Origin of the sequence: Methyloversatilis sp., assembly GCF_965284615.1 — a bacterium.
GTDB lineage: Bacteria > Pseudomonadota > Gammaproteobacteria > Burkholderiales > Rhodocyclaceae > Methyloversatilis.
Genome location: NZ_OZ260098.1, coordinates 3,724,851 through 3,741,087, shown reverse-complemented (window position 1 = coordinate 3,741,087; position 16,237 = coordinate 3,724,851). Strand labels below are relative to the sequence as shown.

The following is a 16,237-nucleotide window of genomic DNA, read 5'->3' as shown; positions in this document are numbered from 1 at the left end:
GCCTGGTCGCGGGCGACCCTTCATCCACCAGGAGTCATCATGTCCATCGAAATGAACGTCAAGAAGCGCGATGCGCAGGGCACCGGAGCGAGCCGCCGCCTGCGTCGCGCCGACCAGGTCCCGGCCATCATCTACGGCGGCGACAAGCCCGCCACGCCGATCACGCTCGACCACAACGAAATCTTTCACGCCCTGCGCAAGGAAGCTTTCCATGCGTCCGTGCTGACGCTGAACGTCGAAGGCACGAAGGAAACGGTGCTGCTGCGCGACACCCAGATGCACGCCTACAAGCTGCAGGTGCTGCACGTCACTTCCAGCGCGTCGATGCCACGCACAAGCTGCACACCAAGGTGCCGTTCCACTTCGTCAATGCCGACGCAGCCCCGGGCGTCAAGCTGCAGGGTGGCATCGTGTCGCACGTGATGAACGAACTGGACGTGCAGTGCCTGCCGAGCCAGCTGCCGGAATTCATCGAAGTTGACCTGTCCGGTCTGTCGGTCGGCCAGTCCATCCACGTGTCGCAGATCAAGCTGCCGGCCGGCGTTGAAGCGCTGACCCACGGCGCCGACCCGGTGATCGTCACGCTGACGCTGCCGCGCGGCGCCAAGGCTGACGAAGCCGCGGCCGAAGGCGGCGAAGAGAAGTAAGCACAGGCGATGTCCGGGAACGGTTCCAAGGCCGTGCCCCGGCTCGTCGTCGGACTGGGCAACCCCGGTCCGGACTATTCCGAAACCCGGCACAACGCCGGGTTTTGGTTTTGTGAGGGGCTGGCACGCAAGCTGGGCGTTACGCTCAACCGTGAAGCGCGATTCAGCGGCTTCACCGGTTCGTCGCGTGCCGACGGCATCACGATATTGCTGCCGCAGACCTTCATGAACCGCTCCGGCCAGTCGGTCGGCGCGCTCGCCCGCTTCTTCCGCATCGCACCGGCTGAAATACTGGTGGTGCACGATGAGCTCGACATCCAGCCGGGCGAACTACGCCTGAAATTCGGCGGTGGCCTCGGCGGTCACAACGGACTGAAGGACATCAGTGCCCATCTGGCCACGCACGACTACTGGCGGTTGCGCATCGGCATCGGCCATCCGCGCCAACTGGCACCGGGATCGGAAGTGGCCGACTATGTACTGCACCGCCCGCGCATCGAGGAACAGCGTGATATCGACGCCGCCATCGAGCGTGCGCTCGACGCCTGGCCGATGATCGCCGCCGGCGACTGGACGCGCGTGTCCACCCTGCTCAATGCGAAGCCCGGCGCCGGCAAGGCGCCCAAGAGTGCCTAATCAAGGAATCCAGACATGAGCCTCAAATGCGGCATCGTCGGCCTGCCCAACGTCGGCAAGTCCACGCTTTTCAATGCGCTCACCAAGGCCGGCATCGCCGCCGAGAACTACCCGTTCTGCACGATCGAGCCCAACGTCGGCATCGTCGAGGTGCCGGACCCGCGCCTGGCGCAGCTTTCCGAAATCGTGAAGCCGCAGAAGATACAGCCGGCCATCGTCGAATTCGTCAACATCGCCGGTCTGGTCGCCGGTGCCAGCAAGGGCGAAGGCCTCGGCAACCAGTTTCTTGCCAACATCCGCGAAACCGACGCCATCGTTAACGTCGTGCGCTGCTTCGACGACGAGAACGTGGTGCACGTCAATGGCCGTGTCGACCCGATCGCCGACATCGAAACCATCGTGACCGAACTGGCGCTGGCCGACCTCGCCGCCGTCGAGCGCACCATCGCGCGCGACACCAAGAAGGCGCGCGCCGGCGACAAGGACGCGGCCAAGCTGGTTGCCGTGCTGGAAAAGCTGCTGCCGCACCTGAACGAAGGCAAGCCGGCGCGCACGCTGAACCTGTCGGACGACGACAAGGCCATCGTCAAACCGATGTGCCTGCTGACGATCAAGCCCGCCATGTATGTCGGCAACGTGCTCGAAGACGGTTTTGACAACAACCCCTACCTCGATCGTCTGCGTGAGTTCGCGGCGAAGGAAGGTGCGCCCGTGGTGGCTGTGTGCGCGAAGATCGAAGCCGAACTGGCCGACCTCGACGACGAAGACAAGAAGGCTTTCCTGGCCGACCTCGGCCTCGAAGAGCCGGGCCTGAACCGCCTCATCCGCGCCGGCTACGACCTGCTGGGCCTGCAGACCTACTTCACTGCCGGTGTGAAGGAAGTGCGCGCCTGGACCATCCACAAGGGCGACAGGGCGCCGCAGGCTGCTGGCGTCATTCACACCGACTTCGAGCGCGGCTTCATCCGCGCCCAGACCATCGCCTTCGACGACTTCATCGCCTTCAAGGGCGAGCAGGGCGCGAAGGAAGCCGGCAAGATGCGCGCCGAAGGCAAGGAATACGTAGTCAAGGACGGCGACGTGCTGAACTTCCTGTTCAACGTCTGAGCACACTTCCGTTCTGGCAAAGCCCTGGCGACCCGTGGTCGCCGGGGCTTTTTTTCGTCCGCTGTCGAATCTTCCCGCTCCGCTTCGTCTACTTCGTATACGCCGGTCATCGGGAAAGGCGTCACGACAGGATGGAGGGCGAGCACATGATGAAGATCGAAGCGCAGGATCAGCATCGATGGCTGAAGCAGTTCGAGGGTGAGTGGCGCGGAAAGAGCGAACCGGTGGCCGACGGAGGGCCGGACGACGCGTGCTGGAGCGGCTGCGAAACCGTGCGCGCGCTCGGCGATCTGTGGGTGCTGTTCGAGGGGCGCGGTGACATGCCGGACGGCAGCGCGGCCTGCACCCTGATGACCCTGGGTTTCGACCCCGCACGCGGAAACGGAGGCCGCTTCGTCGGCAACTGGGCAGGGTCGATGATGACGACGCTGTGGCAGTACGAAGGCGAACTGGACGCAGCCGGCCGCGTACTGTCCCTGTACAGCGAAGGGCCGGCCTTCTCGGGCAGCGGCACCGCGCGCTACCGTGACACGATAGAGGTCGTAGGTCCGGACGAACGCACGCTGTCTTCGCACATGGAGGACGCCACCGGCAACTGGGTGCCCATCATGCGCATCCGTTACCGCCGGCAGCAGGGGGCGTGAGCGACGCGCCCGCGCCGTCGCTCAACGCCCCTCGTCCAGCCAGCGCGCGGCCATGAGCAGCCGGGTATGGCTGGCCGGGTCGGCCCGCACGGTGGCGGCGAACAGGCACACGCAGCGTTCGGCCGCGTTCACGTAGCGCGCGGTGCCGGTACGTCGTGCCAGCCTGATCAAGGCCAGCGCGGCGACGCCGTTGCCACCGGGCGTGGCGGCGTCGAGCGCGGGTTTGCTGCGGTGGAACAGCGGCAGCGTATCGTGGGCGGTGAAGAAGAAACCGCCCTTGTCGTCGTCTTCGAAACGCAGCAGCATCACCTCGGCCAACTGTGTGGCGAAGACGAGGTCGCCGTCGTGCGGCGCGGCATCGTGCAGCGTCAGTGCCGCGTCCAGCAGGAAGGCGTGGTCGTCGAGAAAGCCGTCGATGCCGGGCAGCGACTGCAGGCGGTCGGCGCCGCCCACGTCGTCGCGCCAGCGTGCCGCGCGCAGCGCGTCGAAGGTCGTGCGCGCGGCATCCAGCCAGTCGCTGCGGCCGAATACGGCGCCGGCATGCGCGAGCGCTTTCACCATGAGCGCGTTCCAGGCGGTCGGTGTCTTGCTGTCGCGCGCAGCGCGCTCACGGTCGTCGCGTCTGTTCAGCAGGCGGCCCCGGGCGCCGTCGATCACCGCCTGCACCGCCGCCAGCGGTTGATCGAGGGTGTCGGCCAGCTTTTCGGCGCTGCGTGCGACGCGCAGATGCCAGGACTTTCCTTCGAAGCCGGGCGGGTCGATCAGACCCCAGTGCGCGGCGCACAGATCCCATTCGACCGGCGAGAGCACTTCACGTAGTGCCGCGTTCTCCCACACATAGACGCCGCCTTCCCGACCCGCGGCGTCGTCCGCGGCCTGCGCGCTGCAGAACAGTCCGTCGTCGCTGCGCATTTCACGCAATGCCCAGTCCACGGTGAGCTCGGCGGTGCGCCGGAACAGCGCTTCGCCGCTCGCCCGCCAGGCATTGGCGTAGAGCGGCAGCAGCATCGCGCTGTCGCACAGCATCTTTTCGAAGTGCGGGATGTGCCAGGCCGGATCGACGCTGTAGCGGAAGAAGCCGCCGCCAAGCTGGTCGAACAGACCGCCTTCGGCGATGTGACGCAATGATTCCAGCGCCATCGTGCGCGGCGACGGTGTGCCGATGTCGCTGTCCAGCTGCAGCAGGAAGTCGAGGTCGGTCGGATGCGGAAACTTCGGCGCGCCGCCGAAGCCGCCGTGCCGGGCGTCGAAGGCGACCGCCAGCTGCTGTATCGCCTCCTCCTGCACCGATGGGTCCAGCGGTGCGCCGGTGGGCTGCGGCAAGGCGGCGCTGAGCGCCGCAATCAGCGCTTCGTCCTGGCGCGCCAGATCGGCGCGCCTTTCGGTCCATACGGTGCTGACCGACGCCAGGACGTCGCGCAGCGCACTCTGCCCACCGGACGCTTCGCGCGGGAAATAGGTGCCGCCGTAGAAGGGCACGCCCTGCGGCGACAGGAAGACGGTGAGCGGCCAGCCGCCGTTGCCGCGACGCAGCCGTTGCAGCGCCTGCTGGTAGAGGCCGTCGATGTCCGGTCGCTCCTCGCGGTCCACCTTGATGGCGATGAAGCCCTCATTCACCGCGGCAGCCGTGGCCGGATCGGCAAAGGACTCGCGCGCCATCACATGGCACCAGTGGCAGGAGGCGTAGCCGACCGACAGCAGGATGGGGCGATCGAGCCGGCGCGCTTCGGCGAAGGCGGTCTCGCCCCACGGATACCAGTGCACCGGATCGCCGGCGTGCTGCTGCAGGTAAGGGGACGTTTCACCGGCCAGTCGGTTGCGCGGTGCGAGTGCGGTGTCGGTGCTCATCGGATGTCCTTCGCGGGCGGCAGGTGCGGCCGGCGCGAACGCGACAATGAGGACAGCCGCGTACGCCAAAGCCCACATTCGGGCCGGCGAGCGGACTCATGCATCCGCGCTGGCCGGCGGATGCGGGACGCTCAGCAAGATCCGTGCATGCGCTGCACGCATCTTGCTTTTCCGGTGCGGGAGAGATGCGGCGCGCGGTGCGCGCCGGCCACACACCGACAGAGGCCGACCATGCGATTGCGCTTCCACATGACGCCGGGCTCGTGCTCGACCGGCATCCACATCCTGCTCGAACATCTGGAGCTGCCGTTCGAGGCTTACGTCGTGAACCTGCCTGCCGGCGATCACCGTCGCCCGGAATATCTGGCGATCAACCCCAAGGGCACGATTCCGGTGCTGCAGATCGACGAAGAGCCGGCGCTGACCGAATTCCAGTCCATCGCGCTGTGGCTGGCCTGGCAGTTCCCGCGCGCACGGCTGCTGCCGGCGTCGCCATTCGACGCCGCGCGCGCCGTCGATCTGATGACTTATGTCGTGGGCACCGTGCATGGCGCTGGCTACACCCGCATCTTCACGCCCGAGCGTTACCTGTCGGCGGGCGTGGACGACGTGGCGAAGGCGCAGTGGCTGGAGGCGGTCAGGGCGCAGGGCCGGGTCCTGGTGGCGGAGGCCTTCACACTGATCGATGCGCGCATTGACGACGACGGCCGGCTGTTCGGCGACGACCTGACGGTCGCCGACGCCGCGCTGTTCTACGTCACCTTCTGGGCCGACCGCATCGGCCTGCCGTTGCCGTCACGCTGTCTCGCCTTCTACCGGCGCATGCGCGAGCGGCCGGTGGTGCGCCGCGTGCTGGCCGAAGAAGGCTATCGCTGACCCGGCGGATCCGCCGGCCACCCGCGGCGATCAGGACGTCGCGCCGTCGCTCTGCTGGGCGGCCACTTCGGCGCGCACCTTGTCCATGTCCAGCGCCTTGGCTTGTTCGATCAGTTGTTCGAACTGACCGGCGGGCAGCGCGCCCGGCTGTCCGTACAGCACGATCTGGTCGCGGAACACCATCAGGGTCGGAATCGAGCGGATGCCGAAGGCGGCGGCGATGCCCTGTTCCTCTTCGGTATTCACCTTGGCGAACACGATGTCCGGATACTTTTCCGACGCCGCTTCGTAGACCGGGGCAAAATTGCGGCAGGGGCCGCACCAGGGTGCCCAGAAATCGATGATGACGAAAGGGTTGTTTTCGACCGTGCTGTTGAAGCTGTCTTCGGTAAGTTCGATGGTGGCCATGGGGGTCCTTGGGTGTGAATCGCTCGGGGGCGAGCCGGCATGGTAGCCGAGCGTCGCCCGTATGTCGGCCGTTTTGCTCCCAGTCCGACCGGCCCGCTGCACAAGGGTTCGCTGGTGGCGGCGCTGGCCAGCTGGCTGGATGCGCGCGCGGCCGGCGGCGGCTGGCTGTTGCGCATCGAGGACGTGGACGAGCCGCGCTGTTCGCCCGAGGCTGCCGACACCATCCTGCGCCAGCTCGACGCGCTGGGTCTGCACTGGGACGGCGAGGTGGTGTGGCAGAGCCGGCGTACCGCGCTGTACCGCGCCGCGCTCGACGCTCTGGTCGCCCGCGGTCAGGCCTACGGCTGTGTCTGTACCCGCCGCGATCTGGAGTCGCAGCCGCTGGCCTCTGATGGCGCACGGCGTTACCCCGGCACCTGCCGCGATCGCGCCGGCATCGCGCCACGCGCCTGGCGCTTGCGCGTGCCCGCGGGCGAGGTTGCGTTCGACGACCGCGTACTCGGTCGCATCGCGGTCGATGTGGCGGCGGATTCCGGCGATTTCGTGCTGTGGCGTGCCGACGGCTACTGCGCCTATCAGCTGGCGGTGGTGGTGGACGATGCCGACCAGGGCGTGACCGATATCGTGCGCGGTGCCGATCTGCTCACCTCGACGCCGCGGCAGATCCTGGTGCAGCGCGCGCTCGGCCTGCCGCAGCCGCGCTATGCACACGTGCCGGTGGTGCTCGACGCGAACGGCGAAAAGCTGTCCAAGCAGACACGTGCGCCGGCGCTGGAACCGGCCGACGCGCTGACCGACCTGGCGGAGGGACTCGCCTTTCTGCGCCACCCGCCGCCAACCGACGTCGTGGCCTCGGGGCGTGAGGATCTGCTCGCGTGGGCGGTGCAGCGGTGGACGCTGACCGCGCTGTCCGGGACGCAGTAGCAGAGGGACTCAGTAGTGCGGCGGAATGTCCTGCTGCGCGTCGGCGCGCTCGGCCGGTTGCATGCCCTGCACCTGCGCATAGACGTGCTTGAGCTGCAATTGCAGCGATTCGATGGCGCGCTGCTGCTCGAACACGGTGCGGTTCAGCGCGTCCAGCATGTCGTCCATCAGCGCGATGCGGGCTTCGAGGTCGTTCAGGCGGTCGGTCATGTCGGCGTGTCCGGAGAATGTTGGCGGGCCAGCGCCCAGGCGACGTGTTCGCGCACGACCGGTGATGCGTGGTCGGCACGCGCCTGCAGCGCGGCGATATGGGCGGCGGAGGACGGCGCGTTGCCGAGGGCGACCGCGATATTGCGCAGCCAGCGCTCATGGCCGATGCGGCGGATCGCGCTGCCTTCGAGGCGGCGGTTGAATTCGTCCTCCGACCAGGCGAACAGCTCACCCAGCGAAGCGCGGTCCAGACCGTTGCGCACCGCGAAGTCCGGCTCGACGGCCTTGACCGCGTGGCGGTTCCACGGGCACACCAGCTGGCAGTCGTCGCAGCCGTAGATGCGGTTGCCGATCGCCGGGCGTAGCGGCTCGGGAATCGGGCCGTCCAGTTCTATCGTCAAGTAGGACACGCATAGCCGCGCGTCCAGCTGGTAGGGCGCGACGATGGCGCCGGTCGGGCAGACGTCGATGCAGCGGGTACAGGTGCCGCAGTGGTCGGGCTGCGGCGCGTCGGGTGGCAGCGGCAGCGTGGTGAACAGTTCGCCGAGGAAGAACATCGAGCCGGCGTCGCGGTGGATCAGCAGCGTGTGCTTGCCTCGCCAGCCGAGTGCGGCGCGGCGGGCGATCTCGACTTCCAGCACCGGCGCCGAATCGGTAAATGCACGGTGGCCGAACGGGCCGACCACGCTCTCGATCCGTTCCGCCAGCTTCTGCAGCCGGTTGCGCAACACCTTGTGATAATCGCGGCCCAGCGCGTAGCGCGACACATAGCCGAGGTCGCTGTCGTCCAGCACCGCCTGCGCGTCCGCCGCGTTGTCCGGCCAGTACGGCATGCGTGCGCTGATGACCGACAGCGTGCCCGGCACCAGTTCGGCGGGGCGTGCCCGCATCGCGCCGTGGCGCGCCATGTAGTCCAGTTCGCCGTGGCGGCCGGCGGCCAGCCAGTCGAGCAGCCGGGTTTCCGCCTCGCCCAGATCGATGCCGGAGATACCGACCGACGCGAAACCCAGTTCGCGCCCCCAGCCGCGGATGTGCGCGACCAGCTCTTCCGGGCTGCAGGGCAGGGTGCCGCTCATCGCGCGCTCACCCGGGCGGATAATGGCGGCCGATCCGATTTTGCGCAGACCGCCATGAATGATTCGACCCTGACGATGGACCTCGCCGACACCGCCGCCACCGAGGCGCTGGGCGCGCAACTGGCGCGCGCGCTGGCGCCCGGCCTGTGCGTGTTTCTGGACGGCGACCTGGGCGCCGGCAAGACCACGCTGGTGCGTGGGCTGCTCAGGGCGCTGGGCCATACGGGAAAGGTAAAAAGTCCGACCTTCACTTTGCTTGAATCGTATGCTATTTCTAGCTTAAACTTCCCGTTGTATCACTTTGATTTTTATCGCTTCACGCATCCGGATGAATTCATCGAAGCAGGTCTGGACGAATACTTCGGGCAAACCGGCGAAAGCGCGGGCGTCTGTCTGGTCGAATGGCCGGACAAGGCGGGCGCGCATCTGCCGCAGCCCGATCTGCGCATCGCGCTCGCCGTGGTCGGCGAAGCGCGCCGTGCGCGGCTGTCCGCCGGCAGCGAAGGAGGTCGGGCATGTTTAAGCCGTTTGTCCGTCGCCGCGGAAGGACTTCCGCCCGCGACCTGAGCCGGCGCGATTTTCTCGGGTTTTCCGGCGCTGCGCTGCTGCTGTCGGTGAGCCCGGTCGGGCGCGCTGCCGCCACCTCGCTGCTGGCCGTCCGCGTCTGGCCGTCGCTGGAATATACCCGCATCACGCTGGAATCCCGCGACGCGTTGAAGTTCGCGCACTTCACAGTGCAGAACCCGGAACGCCTGGTGATCGACATCGAGGGCGTGGAGCTGAACAACGTGCTCGGCAGCCTGCCGGGCAAGATTTCCGATACCGATCCCTACATCAAGCTCATCCGCGCCGGCCGCAACAAGCCGGGCGTGGTGCGGCTTGTGATGGAGCTGAAGACCGAGGTGAAGCCGCAGGTATTCACGCTGGCGCCGGTCGGTCAGTACGGTCACCGGCTGGTGATGGACATCTATCCGTCGCAGCCCATCGACCCGCTGATGCAGCTCGCGCGTCAGGGCGACATCCAGTACCAGGGCGACGTCGCACCCGACCAGCCCGACGCGCCTGCACAGTCGCAGGCGGCCGAGCCGGCACCCGAACCGGCGAATCAGACCGCGTCGCGCGATGCGGGCAGCAAGAAGACGGAGGTCAACGTGAGTCGCCTCGTCACCATCGTGCTCGACCCCGGCCATGGCGGTGAAGACCCCGGTGCGGTTGGCCGTGGCGGCAGCTACGAGAAGAACGTGACGCTGGAAGTGGCACAGCGCCTGCAGAAAAAGATAGACGCCGACCCGACGATGCGCGCCGTACTGACGCGCGACGCCGATTTCTTCGTGCCGCTGGGCACTCGCGTCGCCAAGGCGCGCCGCGTGCGCGCCGACCTGTTCGTGTCCATCCACGCTGACGCCTTCGTGCGGCCCGATGCGCGCGGCAGTTCGGTGTTCGTGCTGTCCGACCGTGGCGCCACCAGTTCGGCCGCGCGCTGGCTGGCGCAGCGCGAGAACTCGGCCGACCTGATCGGCGGCGTCAATCTCGACGTCAAGGACCCCTATCTCGCGCGCACGCTGCTCGACCTGTCGCAGACGGCGACGATGAACGATTCGATGAAGCTGGGCCGCGCCGTGCTGGGCGAACTGGGCGGCGTGAACACGCTGCACAAGCCGCATGTCGAGCAGGCCGGCTTCGCCGTGCTGAAGGCGCCGGACATTCCGTCCATCCTGGTCGAGACCGCCTTCATTTCCAACCCGGAAGAAGAGAAGCGGCTGACCGACGACGCCTACCAGGACAAGCTGGCCGACGCCATCCTGCGCGGCATCCGCCGCTATCTGGCGAAGAATCCGCCGATGGCCAAGTCGCGGCTGGCGTCGCTGTAAGCGGCCGGCGGCATTCAGCGCACGCCGCGGTAGCCGCCTGCCACGCCTCTCGGCGACAGCACCCACTGCCACAGCTGGATGTCGCGCGCGCGGAAAGCGCCGGCGCAGGACAGCAGGTAGTAGCGCCACATGCGGTGGAAGCGTTCGCCGAGGCGCTCGGCGAACTGCGGCCAGGCGGCTTCGAAGTTCGCGTGCCAGGCCATCAGCGTGCGGTCGTAGTCGGCGCCGAAGTTGTGCAGGTCCTCCACCACGAATACATCATCGACGGCGTCGCCGATCTGGCCGATCGACGGCAGTTCGCCGTTGGGGAAGATGTAGCGGTCTATCCAGGGGTCCGTGACGCCGCGCCGCGTGTTCTTGCCTATCGTATGCAGCAGCGCCAGCCCGTCAGGCGCCAGTGCGCGCCGCACCACCTGCATGAAAGTGCGGAAGTTGCGCCGGCCGACGTGCTCGAACATGCCGACGCTGGCTACGCGGTCGAAGGTTTCGCTGCCGTTGAGTTCGCGGTAGTCCTGCAGCCGGAACTCGACCGGCAGTCCCGCGTAGCGTTGCTGTGCCCACTCAGCCTGTTCGCGCGATACGGTGACGCCGGTGCCGCGCACGCCGTGGTGCTCGGCGGCGTAGCCGAGCAGGCTGCCCCAGCCGCAACCGATGTCCAGCAGGTGCATGCCGGGGCGCAGGTCCAGCTTGCGGCAGATCAGTTCGAGCTTGGCCTCCTGCGCCGACGCGAGGTCGGCGGCGTCCTGCCAGTAGCCGCAGGTGTAGGTCATGCGCGGGTCCAGCATCGCCGCGTAGAAATCGTTGCCGAGGTCGTAGTGGCGTTCGCCGACCTGCCAGGCGCGACGCGGCGTCTGCCGGTTCAGCAGGCGGGCGCTGAAGGCGTGCATCAGCAGCGATGCCGGCTTGACCCGCGTATCCAGCCGGGCGCGCAGCAGGCGGGCGAAGAATTCGTCGAGCCGGCCCGCGTCCCAGTCGCCATCCATATAGGCTTCGCCCAGACCGAGGCTGCCGTAGGCGAACACGCGCTCGGGCAGGCGCGGATTGCGCATCCGCAGGTCGCAGGGCGCTTCGCCGTCGAGTGTGATGCCGGCGTCGGCCAGCAGCCCGGACAGCAGCCGCAGGCGGGGCGAAGGGGCCGGCGCGGGTGCGGCAGCCGGTGGTTCGAACGCTTCTCTTTTCATCCGTGGTCTTCCTCGTCAGGGCGAAGGCAGGAAAAAAGTGACCGTAAGCAGGCGGCCGGCGTCGCCACCTGAAGTTTTAGACGTAGTCCAAGGTAAGCACCTTCGCAATGTTCCAGGTCAAGCTTTCGTCCGGTTGCTCCGCGTGAAAACTCTGAAATGGCGTGCCGGCGCGCGCTTGACTCACGTCATGGGCGGCCGGTGCGCAGCCGCCTAGAATGTGAGCCCATGATTCGAACCCTGTCCCCGTGATGAACGCGCCGGAATCACCGCTGAACCTGAGTCCGGATGCCGCCGCCGCGACGACGGCCTGCTATCACTGCGGGCTGCCGGTCGATGGCCCGGTGCGTTACCGCGTCCGCGTCGCCGGTGAGGACAGGCCGATGTGCTGCGCCGGCTGTGCGGCGGTCGCCGAAGCCATCTCCGGCGGTGGTCTGGAGGCTTTCTACGCCCACCGCGACGCCTTGCCCGAAACGGCACCCGACGGCGGTGCGCGCGACCTGTCGGTATACGACCTGCCGGAAGTGCAGGCCGATTTCGTCCGCACGGTCGCCCACGCGGACTGCGCCGACGCCCGCGAGGCGCTGCTCATCATCGAGGGCATACGCTGTGCGGCCTGCGTGTGGCTGAACGAACAGCACGTCGGTCGCCTGCCCGGCGTGCTGGTGCTCGAGATCAACTACGCGACGCGCCGTGCGCGTGTGGTGTGGGACCCGGTCCGGATTCAGCTGTCGGCCATCCTGCGGGCGGTGACCGAGATCGGCTACGAAGCGTGGCCGAACGATCGCGCACACGCCGAGTCGGTCGCCCGCAGCGAGCGACGCGACGCGCTGTGGCGCCTGGCGGTGGCCGGGCTCGGCATGATGCAGGTGATGATGTACGCGTGGCCGGAATACACCGCCGGTGACGCCGAACTGCCGGGCAGCATCGCCGCGCTGATGCGCTGGGCCAGTCTGGTGCTGACGGCCCCCGTCGTGTGCTACTCGGCCGCCCCCTTCTTCTCGCGCGCGCTGCGCGACCTGGCGGCGAAGCGCGTCGGCATGGACCTGCCGGTCGCGCTCGGCATCGGTGCCGCCTTCATCGCCAGTCTGTGGGCCACGGTGACGCATTCGGGCGAGGTGTATTTCGATTCGGTCACCATGTTCGTATTCCTGCTGCTGGGTGGGCGCTATCTCGAAATGCTGGCGCGCCAGCGTGCGGTGCGCGGCGTCGAGGAACTGGCGCGCGTGATGCCGGCGCTGGCGCACCGTTTCACCGCGTGGCCGGGAACGGCGACCGAGGCGGTGCCGGTGGCGCGACTGCTGGCGGGCGACCACGTCCTGGTCGCCGCCGGCGAGGTGTTTCCGGCCGACGGCCGTCTGGTCGATGGCCGCAGCGAGGTCGATGAAAGCCTGCTCACCGGCGAGTCGAAGCCGCAGGGCCGCGGCCCCGGCGACCGCGTGGTCGGCGGCAGCGTAAACATCGGCTCGCCGGTGGTGCTGGCGGTGGAGCAGGTCGGCGAGGCAACGCGGCTGGCGGCGATCCGCCGGTTGATCGGCCGTGCTTCGGCCAGCCGGCCCGAGGTGGTGCAGTTCGCCGATCGCATCGCCGTTCATTTCGTCAAGGCGCTCATCGTGCTGGCCGTGCTGACCGCCGGAGTCTGGCTCTGGCTGAACCCATCGCAGGCGCTGTCCGTCTTCGTCGCGGTGCTGGTCGTCAGTTGCCCGTGCGCGCTGTCGCTGGCCACACCGGCCGCGCTGACCGTCGGCACCGGCGTGCTGTCGCGCAGCGGTCTGCTGGTGACCCGCGCACACGCGATCGAAACGCTGGCGCGCGTCACCCACGTCGTGTTCGACAAGACCGGCACCCTCACCACCGGCGCCATGGCCTTGCAGACGGTCGAACTGACGGGCGACATCGACGCCATACAGGCCACCGCGCTGGCCGCGGCGCTGGAAGGGCCGTCCACTCACCCGATCGCGCGTGCGCTGCGCGCGGCGGCCGGTGAGCAGGTGCGCCCGACCGTCAACGAGCTGTCGGCGGTGACCGGGCAGGGCGTGCAGGGCGTCATCGCCGGCCGTCGCCTGCGGCTGGGCAGCGCGGACTACGTCTGCGCGCTGTCCGGGGCGCCGCTTCCGGACTCGCCGTCGGGCATCGCGACGCCGGTATGGCTGGGTGACGAACGCGGTCTGCTGGCGCGCTTCGATCTCAGCGATGCCGTGCGATCCGGGGCACCCGAATTGCTGGCGCACCTGCGCGAGCGCGGCATCGCGGTCAGCCTGCTGTCGGGCGACGCACACGCACCGGTCGAGGCGCTGGCGCAGGAACTGGGCATCGCCGACGCACACGCGCGGATGACGCCTGAGGGCAAGCGCGCCTATATAGAAGCGTTGCAGCAGCGCGGTGCCGTCGTCGCCATGCTGGGTGACGGTGTCAATGACGCACCGGTGCTGGCGCAGGCCCAGGTGTCGGTGGCGATGGGCGGCGGCACCGAGCTGGCGCGCGCGCAGGGCGATCTGGTGCTGCTGTCCGAACGTTTCGACGCGCTCACGCGCGGGCTCGACACCGCCCAGGCCACCCTGGCCATCGTGCGGCAGAACCTGCGCTGGGCCTTTGCCTACAATCTGCTGGCCATCCCGCCGGCGATGCTGGGCTGGATCACGCCGTGGATGGCCGGCATCGGCATGTCGCTCAGTTCGCTGATGGTGGTGCTCAACGCATTGCGTCTGCAGCGGCGAGCAAAGGAGCGGAACTGATGGACATCCTGTGGTTGCTGGTGCCGATGTCGGTACTGATCGCGCTGGGCATCGGCGCTGTGTTCATCTGGTCGGCGCGCAGCGGCCAGTTCGACGATCTCGAAGGCCCGGCCCATCGCATGCTGATGGACGACGACCGTGCGCAGACCATCGACGACACACCGGCGGCCGGCAAGGACGACCGCAAGGTGTGACGCCCGAGGCGGCCGAGGCGTCATTTCCTGTCTATAGTGCGGATGCACCCACCGACCGGAGCGCGCCGATGACCCGTTGCACCCAGCACGCCCATCACGACCACCAGCACGGCCCGCAATGCGGTCATACCGCGGTGCGCCACGAAGGCCACGTCGATTTCCTGCATGACGGCCATCTGCACCACGTGCATGGCGACCATGTCGACGAGCACGTGATCGCCGTCAGCGCCGCCAACCCGGACGGCTGCACACCGCAGCATCACTGTGCCGGCCATGGCGCCGGTCATGTGCATGGGCCCGGCTGCGGCCACGAAGCGGTGCCGCACGGCGACCACGTCGATTACCTGGTCAACGGTCATCTGCACCATCCGCACGGCGATCACTGCGACGACCACGGCCCGCTGCAGATCGCCTGACGCGCCGGCGCAGCCTGCCGCGGCTATCATGCAGGCCGGGCCTGAAGACTGCGTCGCAATAAATGTCCTTTCATCGAGCCGGCGACGCGTGGCGTTCGCCGGCGCTATTCATGCCGGCGGCACTGCGCGGCTGGCTGACCGATCCTCATTCGCTGACCTCACGCATCAGGGCGCGCTGCCGGCACTTCGCGGTGCAGCCGCTGCGTACCGGCCGTGCCGCGCTGGCGGCCGACGAGGCCTGTCTGCTCGGCAGCGGCCGGGCGCAGGCGCTGTCGCGCGAGGTGCTGCTGCACGCCGACGGCGTGCCGGTGGTGTTCGCGCACAGCGTGGTCAACATGCGTGACGTGCGCGGCGTCTGGCACATGTTCGCCGGCGTCGGCTCGCGGCCGCTCGGTGCGCTGCTGTTCGCCGACGCGCGCATCGCCCGCTCGCCGCTGGCGGCACGCCGGCTCGACGCCCGCCACCCGCTGTACCGGCGCGTACTGGCCGAAGGCATTGCGGTGAGCGGCCCGCTGTGGGCGCGCCGTTCGCTGTTCGTACGCAGAGGCCGGCCGCTGCTGGTGACCGAAGTCTTCCTGCCGGCCATTTCGGAACTCGTGCCATGAACCTGCTTGCCCGCCTGAATGCCTGGGAACGCCTGATGCGGCTGGACAAGCCGATCGGCATCCTGCTGCTCGCCTGGCCCACGCTGTGGGCGCTGTGGGTGGCCGGCGGCGGCAAGCCGTCCGCCTTCATCGTCTGGATATTCATGCTCGGCACGGTGCTGATGCGCAGCGCCGGCTGCGTCATCAACGACTACGCCGACCGCAATTTCGACGGCCACGTCGAGCGCACGAAGAACCGCCCGCTGGCGACCGGCGAGGTCGGCACGCGTGAGGCGCTGCTGCTGGCCGCTGCGCTGGCGCTGTTCGCCTTCATCCTCATCCTGCCGTTGCACCGGCTGGTCATCCTGCTGTCCTTCGCCGCGCTATTCCTGGCCGCCAGCTACCCCTTCACCAAGCGCTTCTTCGCTATTCCGCAGGCCTATCTCGGCATTGCCTTCGGCTTCGGCATTCCGATGGCCTATGCAGCGCAGCTGTACACGGTGCCGATGGAAGCCTGGCTGCTGCTGGCCGCGAACGTGTTCTGGGCGGTCGCCTACGACACCGAGTACGCGATGGTCGATCGCGACGACGACCTGAAGATCGGCATCCGCACCTCGGCCATCACCTTCGGCCGCTTCGACGTCGCGGCGGTGATGGTCTGCTACGCGATCACGCTGGCTTTGCTCGCGCTCTACGGCCGGCTCGAAGGGCTGCACTGGCCCTACTACGTCGGTCTGGTCGTTGCCGCCGGCATCGCCGGCTATCACTGGACGCTGATCCGCGGCCGCGACCGCGCGCGCTGTTTCCGCGCTTTCCTGCACAACAACTGGCTGGGCGCCGCGGTGTTCGCCGGCATCGTCGCCGACTACGCCTTGCGTTGACG

At 68.1% G+C, this 16,237-nt stretch carries 17 protein-coding genes and 1 pseudogene; 13 read left to right on the top strand and 5 right to left on the bottom strand.

What is annotated here, in order from left to right:
* Positions 1-39 precede the first annotated feature (39 nt).
* From ACQ66H_RS17785 to ACQ66H_RS17770, 4 genes and pseudogenes are all read left to right on the top strand, one after another.
* Positions 40-647 (top strand): annotated as a pseudogene (locus ACQ66H_RS17785) (50S ribosomal protein L25/general stress protein Ctc).
* Positions 648-656: 9 nt separating this feature from the next.
* Positions 657-1,283, top strand: coding sequence for an aminoacyl-tRNA hydrolase (gene pth, locus ACQ66H_RS17780; protein WP_430435120.1), 627 nt, complete (start codon positions 657-659; stop codon positions 1,281-1,283).
* Between the two features lie 15 nt (positions 1,284-1,298).
* The gene (ychF, locus tag ACQ66H_RS17775) at positions 1,299-2,390 is read left to right on the top strand and encodes a redox-regulated ATPase YchF (protein ID WP_430435119.1); all 1,092 of its coding nucleotides are present in this window, start codon (positions 1,299-1,301) and stop codon (positions 2,388-2,390) included.
* 146 nt (positions 2,391-2,536) lie between these two features.
* Complete coding sequence (locus ACQ66H_RS17770) at positions 2,537-3,034, top strand: DUF1579 domain-containing protein (RefSeq protein ID WP_430435118.1); 498 nt, start codon at positions 2,537-2,539, stop codon at positions 3,032-3,034.
* A gap of 21 nt (positions 3,035-3,055) precedes the next feature.
* On the opposite strand, the gene ACQ66H_RS17765 is transcribed toward ACQ66H_RS17770, so the two are convergent.
* Positions 3,056-4,882 carry a thioredoxin domain-containing protein gene (locus tag ACQ66H_RS17765; protein ID WP_430435117.1) on the bottom strand — a complete coding sequence of 609 codons (1,827 nt, stop codon included), beginning with the start codon at positions 4,880-4,882 and terminating at the stop codon, positions 3,056-3,058.
* A 231-nt stretch (positions 4,883-5,113) separates the two neighbouring features.
* On the opposite strand from ACQ66H_RS17765, the gene ACQ66H_RS17760 reads away from it, so the two are divergent.
* Positions 5,114-5,758: a glutathione S-transferase family protein gene (locus ACQ66H_RS17760; RefSeq protein WP_430435116.1), complete on the top strand. Its 645-nt coding sequence runs from the start codon at positions 5,114-5,116 to the stop codon at positions 5,756-5,758.
* Positions 5,759-5,788: 30 nt separating this feature from the next.
* Here the strand turns inward: ACQ66H_RS17760 and trxA are convergent, their stop codons facing one another.
* On the bottom strand, positions 5,789-6,166 hold the full coding sequence (gene trxA / locus ACQ66H_RS17755; protein WP_020165826.1) for a thioredoxin: 378 nt from the start codon (positions 6,164-6,166) through the stop codon (positions 5,789-5,791).
* A gap of 39 nt (positions 6,167-6,205) precedes the next feature.
* On the opposite strand from trxA, the gene gluQRS reads away from it, so the two are divergent.
* On the top strand, positions 6,206-7,090 hold the full coding sequence (gluQRS, locus tag ACQ66H_RS17750; RefSeq protein ID WP_430435115.1) for a tRNA glutamyl-Q(34) synthetase GluQRS: 885 nt from the start codon (positions 6,206-6,208) through the stop codon (positions 7,088-7,090).
* Positions 7,091-7,099: 9 nt separating this feature from the next.
* Here the strand turns inward: gluQRS and ACQ66H_RS17745 are convergent, their stop codons facing one another.
* Both ACQ66H_RS17745 and queG read right to left on the bottom strand, forming a co-directional pair.
* Positions 7,100-7,300 carry a SlyX family protein gene (locus ACQ66H_RS17745; protein ID WP_019916815.1) on the bottom strand — a complete coding sequence of 67 codons (201 nt, stop codon included), beginning with the start codon at positions 7,298-7,300 and terminating at the stop codon, positions 7,100-7,102.
* Positions 7,297-8,376 carry a tRNA epoxyqueuosine(34) reductase QueG gene (gene queG, locus ACQ66H_RS17740; RefSeq protein WP_430435114.1) on the bottom strand — a complete coding sequence of 360 codons (1,080 nt, stop codon included), beginning with the start codon at positions 8,374-8,376 and terminating at the stop codon, positions 7,297-7,299. Before queG ends, ACQ66H_RS17745 begins: the two co-directional genes overlap by 4 nt.
* A gap of 54 nt (positions 8,377-8,430) precedes the next feature.
* Here queG and tsaE point away from each other — a divergent pair, with 54 nt between their 5' ends.
* Positions 8,431-8,943 (top strand): tRNA (adenosine(37)-N6)-threonylcarbamoyltransferase complex ATPase subunit type 1 TsaE, encoded by a 513-nt coding sequence (tsaE, locus tag ACQ66H_RS17735; RefSeq protein WP_304011956.1) that lies wholly within the window; start codon positions 8,431-8,433, stop codon positions 8,941-8,943.
* Positions 8,892-10,247 carry an N-acetylmuramoyl-L-alanine amidase gene (locus tag ACQ66H_RS17730; protein WP_430435113.1) on the top strand — a complete coding sequence of 452 codons (1,356 nt, stop codon included), beginning with the start codon at positions 8,892-8,894 and terminating at the stop codon, positions 10,245-10,247. Before tsaE ends, ACQ66H_RS17730 begins: the two co-directional genes overlap by 52 nt.
* Positions 10,248-10,261: 14 nt before the next feature.
* On the opposite strand, the gene cfa is transcribed toward ACQ66H_RS17730, so the two are convergent.
* On the bottom strand, positions 10,262-11,428 hold the full coding sequence (gene cfa, locus ACQ66H_RS17725) for a cyclopropane fatty acyl phospholipid synthase (RefSeq protein ID WP_430435112.1): 1,167 nt from the start codon (positions 11,426-11,428) through the stop codon (positions 10,262-10,264).
* Between the two features lie 248 nt (positions 11,429-11,676).
* Between cfa and ACQ66H_RS17720 the strand changes: the two genes are divergently transcribed.
* The 5 genes from ACQ66H_RS17720 (at position 11,677) to ubiA (ending at position 16,235) form a co-directional block, all read left to right on the top strand.
* Positions 11,677-14,160, top strand: coding sequence for a heavy metal translocating P-type ATPase (locus tag ACQ66H_RS17720; RefSeq protein WP_430435111.1), 2,484 nt, complete (start codon positions 11,677-11,679; stop codon positions 14,158-14,160).
* The gene (gene ccoS / locus ACQ66H_RS17715) at positions 14,160-14,354 is read left to right on the top strand and encodes a cbb3-type cytochrome oxidase assembly protein CcoS (protein ID WP_304005314.1); all 195 of its coding nucleotides are present in this window, start codon (positions 14,160-14,162) and stop codon (positions 14,352-14,354) included. Before ACQ66H_RS17720 ends, ccoS begins: the two co-directional genes overlap by 1 nt.
* Before the next feature lie 68 nt (positions 14,355-14,422).
* Positions 14,423-14,770, top strand: a complete 348-nt coding sequence (locus tag ACQ66H_RS17710) for a hypothetical protein (RefSeq protein ID WP_430435110.1) — start codon at positions 14,423-14,425, stop codon at positions 14,768-14,770.
* A gap of 62 nt (positions 14,771-14,832) precedes the next feature.
* Entirely contained in the window at positions 14,833-15,375 is a 543-nt protein-coding gene (locus ACQ66H_RS17705) for a chorismate--pyruvate lyase family protein (RefSeq protein WP_430435109.1), read from the top strand.
* The gene (gene ubiA / locus ACQ66H_RS17700) at positions 15,372-16,235 is read left to right on the top strand and encodes a 4-hydroxybenzoate octaprenyltransferase (protein ID WP_430435108.1); all 864 of its coding nucleotides are present in this window, start codon (positions 15,372-15,374) and stop codon (positions 16,233-16,235) included. The genes ACQ66H_RS17705 and ubiA overlap by 4 nt, the downstream gene beginning before the upstream one ends.
* Positions 16,236-16,237: the final 2 nt, after the last annotated feature.